This is a genomic window from Maribacter sp. MMG018 (assembly GCF_018100785.1).
Classification (GTDB): Bacteria; Bacteroidota; Bacteroidia; order Flavobacteriales; family Flavobacteriaceae; genus Maribacter.
In genome coordinates this window covers 1,087,378-1,105,028 of the sequence record NZ_JAGJEC010000002.1, presented here as the reverse complement: position 1 = coordinate 1,105,028, position 17,651 = coordinate 1,087,378, and the positions used below count along the sequence as shown (strand labels likewise).

General features: G+C 38.2%; 14 protein-coding genes. 5 read left to right on the top strand and 9 right to left on the bottom strand.

All coding sequences use genetic code 11. The features are described from left to right. Positions 1-10: 10 nt before the first annotated feature. The 3 genes from J8L85_RS13145 to leuC form a co-directional block, all read right to left on the bottom strand. Positions 11-1,522: an alpha-isopropylmalate synthase regulatory domain-containing protein gene (locus J8L85_RS13145; protein ID WP_211017885.1), complete on the bottom strand. Its 1,512-nt coding sequence runs from the start codon at positions 1,520-1,522 to the stop codon at positions 11-13. 26 nt (positions 1,523-1,548) lie between these two features. Further along, the gene (gene leuD, locus J8L85_RS13140; RefSeq protein WP_211017884.1) at positions 1,549-2,145 is read right to left on the bottom strand and encodes a 3-isopropylmalate dehydratase small subunit; all 597 of its coding nucleotides are present in this window, start codon (positions 2,143-2,145) and stop codon (positions 1,549-1,551) included. Between the two features lie 90 nt (positions 2,146-2,235). After that, positions 2,236-3,648 (bottom strand): 3-isopropylmalate dehydratase large subunit, encoded by a 1,413-nt coding sequence (gene leuC, locus J8L85_RS13135; protein ID WP_211017883.1) that lies wholly within the window; start codon positions 3,646-3,648, stop codon positions 2,236-2,238. 238 nt (positions 3,649-3,886) lie between these two features. Here leuC and ppk2 (J8L85_RS13130) point away from each other — a divergent pair, with 238 nt between their 5' ends. Both ppk2 (J8L85_RS13130) and ppk2 (J8L85_RS13125) read left to right on the top strand, forming a co-directional pair. Then, complete coding sequence (gene ppk2, locus J8L85_RS13130) at positions 3,887-4,735, top strand: polyphosphate kinase 2 (RefSeq protein ID WP_211017882.1); 849 nt, start codon at positions 3,887-3,889, stop codon at positions 4,733-4,735. Positions 4,736-4,738: 3 nt separating this feature from the next. Further along, positions 4,739-5,521, top strand: coding sequence for a polyphosphate kinase 2 (gene ppk2 / locus J8L85_RS13125; RefSeq protein WP_211017881.1), 783 nt, complete (start codon positions 4,739-4,741; stop codon positions 5,519-5,521). 24 nt (positions 5,522-5,545) lie between these two features. Here the strand turns inward: ppk2 (J8L85_RS13125) and recG are convergent, their stop codons facing one another. Then, positions 5,546-7,651, bottom strand: coding sequence for an ATP-dependent DNA helicase RecG (gene recG, locus J8L85_RS13120; protein WP_211017880.1), 2,106 nt, complete (start codon positions 7,649-7,651; stop codon positions 5,546-5,548). 79 nt (positions 7,652-7,730) lie between these two features. Between recG and J8L85_RS13115 the strand changes: the two genes are divergently transcribed. Next, positions 7,731-9,824: a M1 family metallopeptidase gene (locus tag J8L85_RS13115; protein ID WP_211017879.1), complete on the top strand. Its 2,094-nt coding sequence runs from the start codon at positions 7,731-7,733 to the stop codon at positions 9,822-9,824. After that, positions 9,821-10,735: a patatin-like phospholipase family protein gene (locus tag J8L85_RS13110; RefSeq protein ID WP_211017878.1), complete on the top strand. Its 915-nt coding sequence runs from the start codon at positions 9,821-9,823 to the stop codon at positions 10,733-10,735. The genes J8L85_RS13115 and J8L85_RS13110 overlap by 4 nt, the downstream gene beginning before the upstream one ends. A 70-nt stretch (positions 10,736-10,805) precedes the next feature. Here J8L85_RS13110 and J8L85_RS13105 read toward each other — a convergent pair whose 3' ends face one another. Then, positions 10,806-11,324: a hypothetical protein gene (locus tag J8L85_RS13105; RefSeq protein WP_211017876.1), complete on the bottom strand. Its 519-nt coding sequence runs from the start codon at positions 11,322-11,324 to the stop codon at positions 10,806-10,808. Positions 11,325-11,577: 253 nt separating this feature from the next. Between J8L85_RS13105 and J8L85_RS13100 the strand changes: the two genes are divergently transcribed. Continuing rightward, complete coding sequence (locus tag J8L85_RS13100) at positions 11,578-13,257, top strand: hypothetical protein (protein ID WP_211017874.1); 1,680 nt, start codon at positions 11,578-11,580, stop codon at positions 13,255-13,257. Positions 13,258-13,328: 71 nt separating this feature from the next. Here J8L85_RS13100 and J8L85_RS13095 read toward each other — a convergent pair whose 3' ends face one another. The 4 genes from J8L85_RS13095 to J8L85_RS13080 are packed head-to-tail and all read right to left on the bottom strand — an operon-like array spanning position 13,329 to position 17,542. Next, positions 13,329-14,102, bottom strand: coding sequence for a hypothetical protein (locus J8L85_RS13095; RefSeq protein ID WP_211017872.1), 774 nt, complete (start codon positions 14,100-14,102; stop codon positions 13,329-13,331). 12 nt (positions 14,103-14,114) lie between these two features. Then, positions 14,115-15,668 carry an FMN-binding glutamate synthase family protein gene (locus tag J8L85_RS13090; RefSeq protein WP_211017870.1) on the bottom strand — a complete coding sequence of 518 codons (1,554 nt, stop codon included), beginning with the start codon at positions 15,666-15,668 and terminating at the stop codon, positions 14,115-14,117. A gap of 4 nt (positions 15,669-15,672) precedes the next feature. After that, positions 15,673-16,980 carry an amidohydrolase gene (locus tag J8L85_RS13085; RefSeq protein ID WP_211017868.1) on the bottom strand — a complete coding sequence of 436 codons (1,308 nt, stop codon included), beginning with the start codon at positions 16,978-16,980 and terminating at the stop codon, positions 15,673-15,675. Between the two features lie 10 nt (positions 16,981-16,990). After that, complete coding sequence (locus tag J8L85_RS13080) at positions 16,991-17,542, bottom strand: DsrE family protein (RefSeq protein ID WP_211017866.1); 552 nt, start codon at positions 17,540-17,542, stop codon at positions 16,991-16,993. Between the last annotated feature and the right edge of the window lie 109 nt (positions 17,543-17,651).

Genomic DNA, 17,651 nt, shown 5'->3' with positions numbered 1-17,651 from the left:
ATTATATTTTCTAAATAATATTAAGCATTTTTTCGGTGGCCTTTATGGCCGATACCGTTTGGTCAGAATCCAATCCGCGGGAAGTAAATTCCTTTCCATCTATATCCCAAGTAATTACTGTTTCACATAATGCATCGGAAGCACTTCCGGGAGGAATTCTTACGGCATAATCCGTTAAACGGGGCAATGTCATATTTTGGGATTTGTATATTTTTCTCAAGGCATTCATAAAGGCATCATATTGGCCGTCGCCAGAAGCGTTTTCCTCATATGTTTTACCTTCTATTTCTAAAGATAGGGTAGTGGAAGGCTTTAATCCTTTTGAATGTGTCAGCACATACGATTTTACAAAAACCTTCTGTTGAAAATCGGTATCTAGAACATCGGAAATAATATAAGGGAGGTCATCTTTGGTCACCCTTTCCTTTTTATCTCCAAGTTCAATGATCCTAGCGGTTACTTTTTTAAGTTCATCATCGTTTAAAGTAAGTCCCAGCTCTTGAAGGTTCTTTTGAATGTTGGCTTTACCGGACATCTTGCCAAGCGCATATTTACGTTTTCTGCCAAAGCGTTCGGGCATTAGGTCACTAAAATAAAGATTGTTCTTGTTGTCTCCGTCGGCATGTATACCAGCTGTTTGGGTAAACACATTTTCACCTACAATGGGTTTGTTCGCTGGGATGCTTATTCCGGTAAAAGCGGAGACCAATTTACTGACTTTGTAGAGTGCTTTTTCGTTAAGGTTTATTTCTACTTCCGGTAAAAAGTCGTTGATAACGGCAATGGCACTGGCCATTGGGGCGTTACCGGCGCGTTCTCCCATACCGTTTACCGTTAGGTGCAATCCGTGGCAACCGGCTTTTACGGCTTCCATAATATTGGCGACCCCGAGATCATAATCGTTATGACCATGAAAATCGAAATGTAAATGGGGATATTTTTCTACGATTTCGGATATGAAATCATAAGTCTCTTTGTAGGTGAGTACCCCGAGTGTATCCGGTAAAAGTATTCTCTTTACAGGTTGGGTGGCAAGAAATTCCAAGAAATCAAAAACATAACTTTTTGAGTTGCGCATACCGTTACTCCAATCCTCAAGATATATATTGTTAATGATACCTTGTTTATCGGCGGCGTTAAAAGTTTCCGAGATTTCCTTAAAATGTTGTTGCGGTGTTTTCTTTAATTGATGGGTTAAATGGTTTAAAGAACCTTTTGTAAGCAAATTTTGCGAAATGGCACCGGCCTTGGCCATCCATTCCAAAGAAACACCACCATCCACAAAGGTCAATACCTCTATCTTGTCTAAGTAGTTGTTTGCCTTTGCCCACTGGGTAATCTGTTGCACAGCAAGTAGTTCTCCTTCAGATACCCTGGCAGAAGCAACTTCTATGCGATCCACTTTTAGTTCTTCTAGAAGAAGCTTGGCCAGCGTCAATTTTTCAGATGCTGAAAACGATACCCCAGAAGTTTGTTCACCATCCCTAAGGGTGGTATCCATTATTTCCAACTTTCTTTTCATTTTATAGCCGTAAACCGGAAATAGGATTATAGAGGAGTGTTCGATGCAAAGGTTTCGATATCTTTTTTAATGTTCAATAGATAGTCGATATCGTCAAAACCGTTCAGCATGTTGTTCTTCTTGTAACTGTTGATGTCAAAAGATTCAGATTCTCCCGTTGCCAATAATGTTATTTTTTGTTCCGGTAGGTTAACTTCTAAAGCTGTTTCGGGGTCTGCCTCTACAGCATCGAATATTTTTTGTAAAAATTCGGCACTTACCTGTACGGGAAGTACTCCAATGTTTAAGCAATTATTTCTGAATATATCGGCAAAAAAACTGGAAACTACACATCTAAATCCGTAATCGTATATGGCCCATGCCGCATGTTCACGAGAAGATCCGGAACCAAAGTTTTTTCCACCGACCAATATTTTGCCCGTGTATTTTTCCTGATTAAGAACAAAGTCTTCTTTTAAGGTATTGTCCTGGTTGTATCTCCAGTCCCTAAACAGGTTATCTCCAAAACCTTTTCTTTCGGTGGCTTTAAGAAAACGTGCCGGTATTATTTGATCGGTATCAACGTTCTCGATCGGTAATGGAACTGCTGTAGATGTTAATATGTTGAATTTATCGTATGCCATTTTTATCTTTTTTACGTGTAGCTATTGGTTGAATAGCTTTTTGGGTTTAATGTTATGCTTTAGGCAAAGTTTCTTTCTGTCGATGTTCGCCTATACCAATTCTACCATTAGTTCTCTTGGGTCTGTCACTTTTCCTGTAACTGCCGCCGCTGCTGCCACTAACGGACTTGCCAAAATGGTTCTGGATCCCGGGCCTTGTCTTCCTTCAAAGTTTCTATTAGAGGTACTAACGGCCAATTTTCCGGCAGGAACCTTATCATCGTTCATTGCCAAACAAGCTGAACATCCGGGTTCGCGCAACTCAAACCCTGCTTCTGTCAAAATATCCAAAATGCCTTCTTCTTTAATTGCGGCCTCTACTTTATGAGAACCAGGAACCAACCATGCCGTAACATTGTCCGCTTTTTTTCTTCCTTTTACGATAGAGGCAAAAGCTCTAAAGTCTTCAATACGACCATTGGTACAACTTCCCAAGAAAACAAAATCGATAGGTTTGCCCATCATACTTTCACCTTCGTTAAAATCCATGTATTTCAAAGATTTTTGATAAGAAGATGCACCTCCTTGTATTTCACTGGCCTTTGGAATGTCATTGGAAATTCCCATCCCCATTCCTGGGTTTGTACCGTAGGTGATCATTGGCTCTATCTTAGAACCGTCGAAAGTCAATTCTTTATCGAATTCGGCACCTTCATCTGTGTACAAGGTTTCCCAGTACGCCATAGCCTTGTCCCAATCAGCACCTTTGGGCGTAAATTCACGGCCTTTTACATATTCAAATGTTTTTTCATCGGGAGCTATCATACCACCACGAGCACCCATTTCAATACTTAGGTTACAAACGGTCATACGGCCTTCCATACTCATATTTCTAAAGATTTCACCGGCATATTCTACGAAATATCCCGTAGCACCCGAGGTAGTCAGTTGAGAAATAATGAACAATGCCACATCTTTAGGGGTCACACCTTTGCTTAGTGAGCCATTAATATTGATACGCATTTTTTTAGGTTTCGGCTGCATAATACATTGGGTGGCCAAAACCATTTCAACCTCAGAAGTACCTATACCAAAAGCGATGGCACCAAAAGCACCATGGGTAGAGGTGTGCGAGTCTCCACAAACAATAGTGGCACCTGGTTGTGTAATACCATATTCAGGACCTACAACATGTACGATTCCATTTTTTTCGTGACCCAAGCCCCAATAAGAAATACCATATTCATTGGCATTTTCCTCGAGCATTTTCAACTGGTTGGCGGAAAGAGGGTCTTTTACGGGTAAATGTTGGTTTATGGTAGGTGTATTATGGTCTGCGGTCGCAAATGTTTTTTCAGGGTGCATCACAGGAATATTTCTGTTTTTCAACCCTAAGAATGCTACCGGGCTGGTAACTTCGTGTACCATGTGCCTGTCAATAAACAAGACGTCTGGCCCATCTTGTATTTTATGTACTACGTGGGAATCCCACACTTTGTCAAATAAAGTTTTCTTTGCGCTCATATTCTTTCTTATCTAAGGTAACAAATCTATTAAAAACACCCCTTTTTAGGAAATGTACACCTTTTTAAATTACGATGTTCAAAACACTAAAATCGAATTTAGAACAACTATCACATTGTTGTTCTATAGGTTTAAATTATTTTTATTGTTGCCGGGCAATTTGATTTTGATATACCTAACGGGTAAATAATTAAATCTGCATACATTGTTTGTTGCTTAGAATTAAAACTACTTATATATGAGATTAGAGTATGAGGATTTAAAAAATATAAAAACAAGAAGCGAACTGATAAAGTTGGCAAAGAAGAAAAAAGTATCTGTATCCAAGGTTATAAAGAAGATTAAGTACGAAAGTGAATTAGAAAAATTACAGTCAGAATTTGTCAACTTACAAAAATGGATAGCAAAAAACGAAATGCGAGTTGCCATCATTTTTGAAGGTAGGGACGCAGCGGGCAAGGGCGGTTCCATAAAACGTTTTAAAGAGCATTTAAATCCTCGTACGTCTAGGGTGGTGGCACTCACCAAACCTACCGATGAAGAAAAAGGACAATGGTATTTTAGACGATATATAAAGGTTTTGCCAAATCCGAAAGAAATAGTCTTTTTTGACCGTAGTTGGTATAACAGGGCGGTTGTTGAACCTGTAATGGGTTTTTGCACGCAAAAACAATACAAGAAGTTTATGGTTCAGGTTCCAGAATTTGAGCACCTTTTATATGAGGACGATTTGAAAATAATTAAATTTTGGTTTTCAATATCAAAAGAAGAACAGAAGAAAAGATTTGATGAGCGGTTGGGCAATCCGTTAAAAAGATGGAAGTTTAGTCCCGTCGATATGAAGGGACAACAATTATGGGACGATTATACCTATTATAAAGAACAGATGTTCAGTAAAACGCATACAAATTTTTGTCCGTGGATAATTGTAAAGGCAAACAATAAAAAACAGGCAAGATTGGAAAGTATGCGTTATGTACTATCTCAGTTCGATTATGATCGCAAAGGGGAGTCGGGTATAAATTTATTGCCAGATCCAGATGTAGTTGCGCGTTATCACCGAAGTGCCGTTCAAATTGATATTTAAAAAATGGAGAAGAAAAAAAACATACCCACAACGGAAGAGATAGATCTATTAAACAGTAAACTTGGCCTTTATGCTTTGTTGAAGAACAAAAAAGTAAATGTAGATAAAGCGCTAGAAAGTACTAAACATACCATTGAATTAAAAAAGGCTCAAGAAGAACTCATAAAGCTGCACAATTGGGTAATAAATACAAATCAAAAAGTGGTCGTTCTTTTTGAAGGTAGGGATGCAGCAGGTAAAGGTGGTGCCATTAGACGAATAACAGAATATATCAATCCTCGACATTTTAAGATAGTGGCTTTAAACAAGCCCAATAGCGATGAAAAGGAACAATGGTTTTTTCAACGTTATATAAACCATCTGCCAAAACCTGGCGAAATAGTTTTTTTTGACCGTAGTTGGTACAATAGGGCGGGTGTTGAACCTGTAAACAACTTTTGTACCCAAGAAGAGTATGAGATATTTATGTCTCAGGTAAACGACTTTGAAAAAATGCTCTTACAATCGGGAACTTACTTGGTCAAATTCTATTTTTCGATAACCAAAGAAGAGCAAAAAAGGCGATTTGAAGACATAAAAAAGAGTCCGTTAAAACGTTGGAAAATGACGGATGTTGATCGTAAGGCACAAGAACTGTGGGATGAGTATACCCGTTATAAAAAGAGAATGTTTAAAGAGACAAATACTGAAATAGCCCCTTGGATAGTTATAGAAGGAAATCATAAACCTACAGCACGTATTACCGCTATTCGTCACTTATTGGATGTTATACCTTATGAAGGTTAAGACTGTGAATGCTACGTGTATAGTCTAACTTATATAGTTCCAGATGTTCTTGTACTTGGTCAATTGGGCATACGAATGCCTGATAATTTGATTCTCGGGCTTTTTAAGGGAGGGGTCGTCCTTTAAAAGCTTTAGGGCATAGTATCTCGCAGATTTTAGTATGTTGTTGTCTTTTACGATATCGGCAATTTTCAGATTCAACATTCCACTCTGTTGGGTTCCCATAAGGTCTCCCGGTCCCCTTAATTTTAAATCAACTTCTGCGATTTCAAACCCGTCGTTGGTAGCGACCATGGTTTCCATTCTTGTTTTTGCCTCGGAAGACAACTTATGGCCGGTCATTAGAATACAATAACTTTGATCTGCACCACGGCCTACACGACCGCGAAGTTGATGTAACTGCGAAAGTCCGAAGCGTTCGGCGCTCTCAATGATCATTACAGACGCATTGGGGACGTTTACACCCACTTCTATTACGGTAGTGGCAACCATGATCTGTGTTTCTCCTTTTACAAAACGTTCCATTTCGTAATCTTTGTCAGCAGGTTTCATCTTGCCGTGTACGATTGAAATCTGAAATTCTGGTTGGGGAAAATCGCGGACAATACTTTCGTAACCATCCATTAAATCTTTATAGTCCAGTGCCTCAGATTCTTGAATTAAAGGATATACCACGTAAACCTGACGCCCTTTTTTAATTTCATCCCTGATAAATTGAAATACCTTTAAACGATTGGTGTCATATCTATGTACTGTTTTAATTGGTTTTCTGCCAGGGGGTAGCTCGTCTATGACCGATATATCCAAATCACCATATAAACTCATGGCCAAGGTTCTGGGAATCGGTGTTGCGGTCATTACCAGAATATGTGGTGGATATTCGTTTTTATGCCATAGTTTAGAGCGTTGGGCCACGCCAAAGCGGTGTTGTTCGTCTATAATGGCCAATCCGAGGTTCTTAAATTTGACCTTGTCCTCCAATATGGCATGTGTGCCTATCAATATGTGCAGTTCTCCATTTTCAAGCTTTTCATGAATAGGTTTTCTTGCCGATTTCTTTACCGATCCGGTAAGAAGCTCACAGGTAATACCTGTATCTTTTAAAAGTGCCGAAATACCATTGTAATGTTGATTTGCCAAAATTTCAGTAGGAGCCATTAAGCATGCCTGAAATCCGTTGTCGATTGCCAATAACATCGTCATTACCGCTACAATGGTCTTTCCAGAGCCGACATCGCCCTGTAACAACCTGTTCATTTGGGCATTGCTTCCCAAATCGGCCCTAATTTCTTTGATGACCCTTTTTTGGGCATTGGTCAGTTCAAAAGGTAGTTTGTTGGCATAAAAATCATTGAAACGTACCCCGACCTGATCAAAATTGAACCCTTTGATCTTTTGTTTGTGCAGCATATTCTTAGCGATAAGCTGCATTTGTAGATAAAAAAGTTCTTCGAACTTTAACCGGAATTGAGCTTTCGCCAGTAATTCTTGGTTTTTAGGAAAATGAATGTTGAACAGTGCTTCGCTTTTAGAGATCAGTTTTAGTTCGTTTCGTAACCCTTCTGATAACGATTCTGAAAATTTACCTTTTGTCTCAACAAACAATTGTTGGATCAATTTACTGATGACACGATTAGATATTCCTTTATTGCTTAATTTTTCTGTAGAAGGATACACTGGTTGCATGTGTAGCCGTAAGCCTTTTTTGTGGTCCGACAACAACTCCATTTCCGGATGCGGCATAGAAAAAACTCCGTTGAACCAATTGCACTTTCCAAAAATTACATAGGGTGTATTTAGTTTTAAGTTATCACGGATCCATTTTTGTCCCCTAAACCACACCAGCTCCATTTCGCCGGTATCGTCTATGAATTTGGCGACAAGACGTTTTCCCCTTTTTTGCTCTACCGTTTTTATGTGCACGATCTTACCTGCGATCTGTACATCGGCATTACTTTTTTGAAGTTGGGAGATTTTATAATACTGGGTCTTGTCGATATATCTGTTCGGAAAAAGATTCAGTAAATCTTGATAAACATGAATGCCTAGTTCAGACTGTAAGGTTTCGGCCCTATTGGGTCCTACACCTTTTAAATAAACAATAGGGGTCTGTAGAAAATTAGCATTCATAGGACTAAAATAGGCTATAGCTACAATTGCAACAAACTAAAATATTAAATTTGGTCCACTATCCGTTTTCCCGGCTTTTATGAAGAAATTATTTAGCATTATTATTTTTTGTGCCTTGTGTTCTACATATGGGCAGCACCAAGATAAGGTTGATTTTGTTCATGCCGACGTATTCGTTAAACCAATGTCCACTACCAAAAGTATCATAGGTGATGTGGTTTACAACTTTAAAGTAAAGCAAAGAGTGGATTCTATTTTTTTGGATGCCAAGAATATAACCTTTGATAAGGTTTTGCTTAATGGAAAAAAAGTAAAATTTACAGTATCGGACAAGAGGGTTACCATTTATAATAGATTCAAAAAAGGAGGTTCGTACGAACTTAAGATTGCGTATGAGGCAGTACCAAAGCAAACTGTTTATTTTATAGGTTGGGACGATCAAGTGGCGGGCAATGAACAGATTTGGACCCAAGGGCAAGGAAAATATACAAGCCATTGGTTGCCAAGTTTTGATGATATGCAAGAAAAGCTTGAGTTTGACCTAAAAATAGAGGCCGATAAAAAGTATACGGTAGTGGCTAACGGAAACTTGGTCAAGACTACAAATGAAACGGATAATAGCAGGATATGGGTTTTTGATATGAAACAACCTATGAGCAGTTATTTGCTCGCTTTTGCCATAGGAGAATATACAGCACAAAATCTTGTTTCATCAAGTGGTACACCCATTTACAATTACTTTTACCCAAAAGATAGCGCCAAGGTAGAACCAACGTATAGGTATACTAAAAGGATTTTTGATTTTTTGGAAAATGAGATCGGAGTGCCTTACCCATGGCAGAACTACAAACAAATTCCCGTACACGATTTCTTATATGCTGGAATGGAAAATACGACCGCAACCATTTTTTCAGATGCCTATGTAGTGGATAGTACGTCTTTTATAGACAGAAATTATGTAAAGATAAATGCCCATGAAATGGCGCATCAATGGTTTGGCAATCTGGTAACCGAGAAAGATGGCGGGCACCATTGGTTACATGAAGGTTTTGCAACTTATTATGCCTATTTGTGCGAGAAGCAAATTTTTGGCGAGGATTATTTTTATTGGGAATTATACAGGTCCGCAAAAGAACTAATGGAGCTTTCGAAAATGGGACAGGGGCAAAGCCTTTTGGATCCCAAGGCCAACAGTCTTACCTTTTATGAGAAAGGGGCTTGGGCATTAATAATGCTTAGGGAAGAAGTAGGGGACGAGGCTTTTAGGAAAGGGGTGCAAAATTATCTAAATAAATACCGATTCAAAAACGTTACGATTCCCAATTTTTTGGATGAAATAAAGAAAGTATCAAATAACGATTTAGATGGTTTTGAGGAAACATGGTTACGGGGTAAAGACTTTCCGTCGGAAGAGGTCAAGAGGTTTTTAAAAAGTAAGAACGATTCGTTAAAACTGTATTTTGAGGTGCAAATGAAAGTGGATTCAACTACTGTTTTGGGTGATGAAAAACTTATGTGGTTATGGAATCGAGAATCGCCAACACCTTATAAAAAGCAATTATTGATGAACTATTTGGGGCAAATACCCGATACTTCATTAAAAAAAATATTTAAGAACGAATCCTCTTTAGAAATTAGACAAAGTATAGCCTTGGCGACTACCAGAGTTCCACCTTCACTAAAAAACGAGTATGAAACCTTACTGTTAGATGATAGCTATATTACCAAAGAAACAATGCTTTATAAGTTGTGGATGTCGTTTCCGGAAAATAGAGAGGTATATTTGGATAAATTAAAAGGTGTTGTGGGGTTGCCCAACAAAAATGTTAGGTTGTTATGGTTAACATTGGCTTTGGTAACACCGGAATATGACCCAAATGAAAAGATTGATTATTTGAACGAGTTAATAGGTTATACAAAACCCTATTATAATACCGAAATTAGACAAGCTGCTTTTCAATACTTATTTGAGATAAGGGCCGTTAACAACGAAGTTTTAAAACAATTGATTATGGCTACCAATCATCATTCTTGGCAATTTAGAAGTTATGCGAGAAATTTGCTGGATCAACAACTGGTGGACGTATCTATGAAAAATCAAATTGAAAAGATTGCCGGGCAACTAAAACCGTCCGATTTACGTTATCTTAAGACTAAAATAGAATTACCATGAGAGCTTTGGTCATTTCAGGCGGTGGAAGTAAAGGTGCATTTGCGGGAGGTGTGGCCCAATTTCTAATACAGGAAGCAGGTAAAACCTACGATCTATTCGTGGGCACATCTACGGGAAGCCTTTTAATATCACATTTGGCCTTGGGTGAATTGGATAAGATAAAAGAGATCTATTCCAATGTAAACCAGAAAAGTATTTTTAACAATTGCCCTTTTGTTGTAAAAAGAAAACATGGTAATGATGAAATTTCCATTAACCATTGGAACGTTATTAAAAACTTCATCGCCGGAAAAAAAACATTTGGGGAGAGTGAGAACCTTAGGCGCCTTATAGGGGAGAGCTTAACGGAAGATGAGTTCTATAAACTAAAAGAAGGAATGGCAGATGTTGTAATTACCGTAAGCAACCTGTCTCTGAATCAAGTCGAATATAAATCCATTAAAGATTGCACTTATGAGGAGTTTTGTGATTGGATATGGATTTCGGCAAACTACACGCCTTTTATGAGCTTGGCCAGAAAAAATGGGTGTGAATATGCAGATGGGGGACTAGGAAGCATAGTGCCAATAGAAGAAGCGATTAGAAGAGGGGCAACGGAAGTAGATGTCGTAGTCTTACACACAGAGGTCAATTATTTAAATAGACTGCCGTCTAGAAATCCTTTTGAGCTTTTGACCACGATGATGAGTTTTATTCTAGATCGTATAGAAACACAGAATATAAGAATAGGCAAATTTGCTGCCAATCAGAAAAATGCGATTATCAATCTGTATTATACACCGACTATATTAACTACCAACTCGTTGATCTTTGATAAGAAAAAAATGACACAATGGTGGAAAAGAGGGTATTTGTATGCCAAGAACAAAAATGAGGAAACAAACCCCATTGAGCCAAATGCACAAGAATAAAAAAAGGCAACAAAAACAATTTCTGTTGCCCTTTTTATTTTTATAAATTAATTTTTATAGGATAGGTTCTTTACCATAATTCCCCAAGCTCTTTCTTTACAAAAGATAGTGCAGTGGTAGATGGGGATGATTTTTCCATTGATTCGTTCAAGATGTCCTCACGTAATTTATCGGCAGTTTCCGCCTCGCTCATAGCTGCTTTTCGAATCATCTGTACCGTGGCGTTTTTAGCCGCCTTTATAATGTTCCAACACTCGTCGGACATATAGATCTGTTGAGAGAGATTGTGCTCAAATTCAGTTTCTATACTCTTTGTCAACAATGCTTCGTATGCATTTTTGTCTTGGTTGGTAGGGGCTACCCTAACCACCAAACTTGGTATAGAGATACGCTCTAAAAATAAGGCCATACGTTCGTATGCCTGAAGTCTAATTGGCAAAGTGTCTTTTTGCGAATCTTTATGTAAAAGAAAACGCCTTCTACCTTCTTCATTTTTTGTATGTAGCCTAAAAAAGTAAAACGCGATCACACCGGTAACGATAGATGGCAATAAATAAGCAAATAATTGAAAAATTTGGTCAGAAGTCATTTATGTTAATTTATAATTTACGAAATAAGAACGTGCAATTTTTTCAATTAGTATAGTATTTTATCGATGAAATACTTAAAACTGGATTTTTATCGGATGTGGTTATTCGAGATCGGGGCAAATCTGCCTGTAATATCAAAATATTTGTTATTTTAACAACCTAATCCTCTTTGCAATAGGGGATTAGTTTTGTTTTATTTTTGTTGTTTTTTAGATCCATGACCATTGTAAAATTTAATACAAGTTCAATTATATGAAAACAAGATTGTTCCCTTTTTTATTTCTTTTGATCACTATCGGCTCGTGTAGTAAAAATGATGATTCCAATAACGAAAATCAACATGAAGATGATACTATAGTCGTCGATGAGGCTGCTCCTGCAATAAAAGCCAATGGTTTTTTAGATGTTATCGAAACCTTTACTGAAGTATCGGTAGAAATAGAAGACGAATCAAGTGTAAGTACTAAAATATTGCACAATGGAATAGAATTGGTCACTAGTGCAGAAAAACAATTTAATGTGACGATCAATCCATATGAAATTGAAATCGGGGCTACAGAGTTTGTAATTACTTCGGTAGATGAATTCGGTAATGAAACATCCCGGACTTTCTCTGTTGAAATAAAGCATTTACTAAGTATCTATGATGTTACCGAAGGTAGAAAGGTTTTTAATAATAGTAAATGGGTGTTCGTTAATTCCGGAGATGGACAACAACTTGCAGTTAAGCAATTAGTTTTGGGGGTCAATAAAATATATACCGATGAGATTGTAGAGGAAGAAGAGGCCATGTTCACCGAGGTAATCTACGAAGATGGTTCTTCATCGAGCGATTTTGATAATAAACAAATGACTTTACACACCACAAGAATGCCATTAGGTATTTTAAAACCTGGTTTTAACACTAGCAATATTACAGAACCAGGATATGAAATTGAGGTTAAGCTTAACGGGGTGCCTTTTGAAAACAGTTCCTCTGGCTATGACGCGAAAGGATATAACTACGGAATAACTGAGGTAAGTGGAGATGATCAACAAACTACATTATCTATAAAACATGAATCGGATTCACCTATTCTTATAAGAACAAATGCTTTGGCATCAAGAAATCCTTTTTTTGATGGTAAGAAAGAAAATTATAAGTACACGGTTATTAGCCCTAAGGCCAATGAAACTGAACTGCAAATAGAAGCAAATGAATTGGTTCGTGCAGAGGACAATATTCAACTGACCCTACCAGAAACTGATCAAGGGGATATTAGTTTCTATAGAAAAGGATATATAAAAACACAGGACTTTGAAAACAATGAGTATTTTGATGTCTATAATGTATCTAATTTTGATAAAACGAAGCAATTAGATTATATAGATTTACCGGTATTGCCAATGTTCGAGTATTATGTAAATGAAATTAATTATCGCAAAAATGGTTTGGTCTATTATAGCAAAGGCTCTGACGATAATTTGGATATAAATATGCCCAATTGGCAAGCTAGTGTAAACGAAACAGACCTTGGATATGAAATAATTGCAAATAATCCTGAAGTTGATTTGTACGCTCTATATTTGGAAAAAATAGAATCTGAGGGGAATAAATTTAATGTAAAATCTTGGTATATTGAGACTTTTGAAGAAGGGGAAGATTATATGAGTTTTCCTAAATTAGAGATTCCGGAAGAGATTAAAGAACAGATGACCGATAATTTTTTTAAAACTTTTAGCAATTTTGAATTAACGGCCATTTCGGCTACGGATTATGAGGCTTATGATTCTTATTTCGAAATTATAAACAAGAACGTTTCTTTTGATTATTTCCCTTATACCGATGTGGAAAAATATAGAATGTTACTTTTTCCCCTTGTAAGTCAAGAAGGTAAATCTACGTTACAACGTTTTTCTTGGGAAAGATATAGTTCTTTTAAGAACCGTTAATATGATCGAAAGAATATATGACACTATGTATCATAGCATAAAATTAAAAAAACCGCCATTTGGCGGTTTTTTTAATTCTTTACATCATCTTTTGCGGTCATATAAAAACTTTTATAATCTGGATGTATTTCTATTTGCAACGATTCTTTTAAACCGCCATCTACGCCTTTTACGTTTATGCGATCACCCGGCACCCCATAATCTTTAATGAGCACTTGTGCTACGGTAGCCGCTTGACCCAAAGCTATGTCCAATTCACCGGTCATACTTAGGCCAGAAACGGTGACCATAGATTTTGGGTTGGCGTTGATTACTTTCGCTACATTTTCTAAATAGGCTTTCGCCGGTGCTAGAAGCTTGGTTCCTATACCATTGGCAAAATAAAAATCCAACTTTTCAGAAATAATTACAGATCCATAATTATTTACTTGAACTTTTGCATTTTCACCTAAAACCTGTTTTGAGTTGGTTACGATGACCACTGCGGTAGAGTCGTTACTGGTTACGCCGTCAACAATGCTCTTTAATTGGGCCTCTTTTCTTTCTAAAGTGGCTAGGGTCTTGTTTATATTTTCGGTGTTTTTACTAGAAAGTGCTGCAAAACTGTTCAGGTTTTTTAACAAGGTCGCATTCGCATCTTGTAACTCTGTAACCTGTTTTTGTAGCTCATCAGCTTTTAAAACACTTACTTTTTCGTTGTGTTTTGCATCCGAAACCAAACGTTTAATAGAGTCTAATTGGAATTTCAACTCTTGATTTTGGGTTATTAACTCACTCTTTTTCTGCGCATTTAAATTAATGGACGCTAATAAAACAACTATAAAAAGGGATAAAAATTTATTCATATTTAATTCTTTTTATTTGCCGCCAATATACGAACAGTCTTTTAATTCTTGAACACCATTAAAAGCAACTTTTGCCTTATTGTAACCATAAGTAGAGGCAAGACTCTTATTTAGGTCGTTGTCGTCTACGTTTACCTGTACATCGTCCATTGTAAACTGGCATGGGTGTTCGTAGCCTGCGGCATGGGTAATCTCTAAAAATTCTTTCTTGAACGTTTTAAAGTATTGGGCTAGACGATCTGATTTTAAGGGAACGTCTATTCCTTTCTGAAGCCATTTGTTCTGTGTAGCGATTCCGGTCGGGCATCGATTGGTATGGCATACCTGAGCCTGAATGCAGCCGATGCTCATCATGGCCTCACGAGCTACATTTATACAGTCTACACCCATGGCAAAGGCCATGGCCGCTTTTGCCGGAAACCCTAGTTTTCCACTTCCTATAAAAACAATTCTATCGGTTAATTTTCTATCTAAGAATACTCGGTACAAACGAGAGAACCCGTATACCCATGGTAATGATACGTGGTCTGCAAATGATGGGGGAGCGGCACCCGTACCACCTTCACCACCATCTATTGTAATAAAGTCTGGGCCTTTGCCCGTGGTCAACATTAGGTCGGCCAGTTCTTCCCATTGGTCCAATTTTCCGATGGCTCCTTTGATGCCTACTGGCAAGCCGGTTTCTTTCGCAATGTTTTCTATAAGTTCCATGAGTTCAGAAACAGAGGAAAAGGCTTTGTGCGTAGCAGGTGAAAGTACGTCTTTGCCAACTTCTACACCTCTGATCTCTGCCAATTCGGGGGTTATTTTGGCGCCGGGTAAAACGCCTCCCTTTCCAGGTTTGGCTCCTTGCGAAAGCTTAATTTCTATGGCTTTGATACACGGGTTTTCGGAAACCAGTTTTTTCATTTTCTCCATAGAGAAATTACCGTCGGGAGTTCTTACCCCAAAATAACCGGTTCCAAAATGGAAGATTACATCCCCTCCTTGTTTATGGTATGGAGACAAACCGCCTTCTCCCGTATTATGGTAGGCCCCTGCTTTTTTAACACCTTTGTTCATCGCTTCAACGGCCGCTGCCGACAAAGAACCAAAGCTCATTGCGGAAACATTGATGATACTGGCCGGCCTAAAAGGACGTTCTCGTTGGTTAAATTCGCCTATGACCTTGGCACATGGCATAAAGGTTGGGTCAGACTCGTTTGGGTGACCGGCAGGTACCTTGTAGGCCATCATTCTATTTTTTATAAAAACATGCTGGTGCGCATAGAGGTCCCTGTCACTGCCAAAACCTTCATAATTGTTTTCTTTCTTCGCGGAAGCATATATCCATCCTCTTTCAATACGGTTAAAGGGAAGTTCTTCCCTGTTGTTGGCCACAAAGTACTGACGCATTTCCGGACCAATACTTTCCAACCAATACCTAAGATGTCCAACGATTGGAAAATTATGTTTAATAGTATGTTTTCTTTGGATAAAAATATCCCAAAATGCAACTAATGCAAGAATAAGGGCAATCCAAGCCCACCACGGAAAACCGTTTAAAAATGCCATAAAATAAATCATGAATTTAACCTTTGGGTTTAACTTCCAATCTTGGGGTTTTATTACTGTTTAAATAATCTAAACTCATTTCGGTAAGAGCTTTTACACCTAGTAATAGACCACTGTCGTCTATTCTAAAATCAGGTGTGTGGTGAGGAAAAGACTCTGTGTTACCAGGTGTCATTCCTCCTAAAAAGAAGAAAAAACCTGGTACTTCACGCTGAAAATAAGAGAAATCCTCGGCACCGGTAACCGCTTTTTGCAGTACGGTGTTCTCTGCTCCAGCAACTCTTTTTATTGTTGGCAACATCTGTTCCACAAGCTCAGGGTGGTTATAGGTGATATCGGTAGATTCTGTAATGGTACAGGTAGCTTCGCCTCCATATGCTTTGGCAATGGTGTTCACCATCTCGATCATACGTTTGTTCAACTTGTCTTTCATGTCATAATCCAAGGTTCTAATGGTACCTATCATTTCTGCGCTTTCGGGAATAATATTACTTCTTACACCCGCAGAAATTTTACCTACGGTAATAACGGCGGCTTCATTGGTCAAGTTCATTTCTCTACTTACAATGGTTTGCAGACCGTCTATAATCTTAGCACTGATCAAGATAGGATCTACACCTGACCAAGGTTGAGAGCCGTGACTTTGTTTCCCTTTTACCTTGATTTCAAATACCTGAGCGGCAGCCATGGTACCACCAGACTTATACCTGATCATACCGACCGGGGTTTGCGAGTTAATGTGAAGACCGAATATGGCATCAACATCAGGGTTTTTTAATACCCCTTCTTTCACCATTAAGGCAGCGCCACCTTCTTCTCCCGGAGGTGCACCTTCTTCGGCAGGTTGGAAAATAAATTTGACAGTACCTTTTATCTTGTCCTTGTTTTTAGACAAAACTTCTGCAACTCCCATAAGTATGGCTACGTGCGTGTCGTGCCCGCATGCGTGCATTACCCCGACTTCTTCTCCCATATATTCAGAGGTGACATTGCTCTTAAAAGGAAGGTCGTTTCGCTCTGTGACAGGTAGGGCATCCATATCTGCACGTAAGGCTACTACTTTTCCGGGTTTTTTACCTTTAAGAATACCAACAACGCCTGTATGGGCAACACCGGTTTCAACTTCTATACCCAAATTTTTTAGATGCTCCGCTATTTTCTCTGCTGTCTTGAACTCGCGGTTTGAAAGTTCTGGGTGTTCGTGAAAATATCTTCTCCATTCGATTACCTTACTTTCAACAGCCTTATAATCTTTGTCAAAACGACTTTGGGCCTGTATGGCAACACCGCAAAGAAGCATGGCCAATATTCCTAATTTTCTCATATTGTATATATTAAAATTTGATCAGTCTATAATTGTCGTTCTGTAATTGTATAAGCGCGGTCATAGCAGATAATGACAGTTGTACGCCATCTAACAGATCTTCTTTTGGATATCCCCTAGATGCCGAAGATTGTCCACAGAACATAACCTGTACACCAGCTTCGATCAACGCTTTTAGGAGGTCCTCGTTAGGGTTGTCCACTCCATATTTCGCTTTGTAAGCTTTAGAAGTGATAACATCTTTAGACGCTTTGTTGTGTACCACGAGGGCAACTTTTAACTGCTCTAAAGGTACACCGCTTTGGGCGTGCATATTTAAAAATCTCGCAGCGGTTTCTAAAGAGGTATTAAGTTGAGAGCTGTCTTCGGGTGAATTCATGATATCAAAGACGGCTTTAAAAGTAGTATCCTTATTAACTTTGTAATCAGGGTTTTCTATGGCCCAAACCTTGCCGTAGTTCTCAATTATAGGGCCGCTCTTTTTCTCTTGGGCAAACGTAACGTTCATTAAAAGAAGAATAATAATTAAAAGTAGGTTCGATTTTTTTGAGAAGCTTGCCATGAAGATCGTGTTTGTGTGGTTAAAGATATTCAAAAGCGATAAAATATTATTGCATATTGTTTATAATTCTAAAAAACATCATTTCCGGTATAGCTCAATATTAGCTAAA

Coding starts and splice junctions, on each gene's coding strand:
- J8L85_RS13145 (WP_211017885.1), bottom strand. CDS start 1,522: ATGAAAAGAAAGTTGGAAATAATGGATACCACCCTTAGGGATGGTGAA.
- J8L85_RS13080 (WP_211017866.1), bottom strand. CDS start 17,542: ATGGCAAGCTTCTCAAAAAAATCGAACCTACTTTTAATTATTATTCTT.
- recG (WP_211017880.1), bottom strand. CDS start 7,651: ATGAATGCTAATTTTCTACAGACCCCTATTGTTTATTTAAAAGGTGTA.
- J8L85_RS13100 (WP_211017874.1), top strand. CDS start 11,578: ATGAAAACAAGATTGTTCCCTTTTTTATTTCTTTTGATCACTATCGGC.
- J8L85_RS13085 (WP_211017868.1), bottom strand. CDS start 16,980: ATGAGAAAATTAGGAATATTGGCCATGCTTCTTTGCGGTGTTGCCATA.
- ppk2 (WP_211017882.1), top strand. CDS start 3,887: ATGAGATTAGAGTATGAGGATTTAAAAAATATAAAAACAAGAAGCGAA.
- leuD (WP_211017884.1), bottom strand. CDS start 2,145: ATGGCATACGATAAATTCAACATATTAACATCTACAGCAGTTCCATTA.
- J8L85_RS13105 (WP_211017876.1), bottom strand. CDS start 11,324: ATGACTTCTGACCAAATTTTTCAATTATTTGCTTATTTATTGCCATCT.
- J8L85_RS13095 (WP_211017872.1), bottom strand. CDS start 14,102: ATGAATAAATTTTTATCCCTTTTTATAGTTGTTTTATTAGCGTCCATT.
- J8L85_RS13090 (WP_211017870.1), bottom strand. CDS start 15,668: ATGATTTATTTTATGGCATTTTTAAACGGTTTTCCGTGGTGGGCTTGG.
- leuC (WP_211017883.1), bottom strand. CDS start 3,648: ATGAGCGCAAAGAAAACTTTATTTGACAAAGTGTGGGATTCCCACGTA.
- J8L85_RS13115 (WP_211017879.1), top strand. CDS start 7,731: ATGAAGAAATTATTTAGCATTATTATTTTTTGTGCCTTGTGTTCTACA.
- ppk2 (WP_211017881.1), top strand. CDS start 4,739: ATGGAGAAGAAAAAAAACATACCCACAACGGAAGAGATAGATCTATTA.
- J8L85_RS13110 (WP_211017878.1), top strand. CDS start 9,821: ATGAGAGCTTTGGTCATTTCAGGCGGTGGAAGTAAAGGTGCATTTGCG.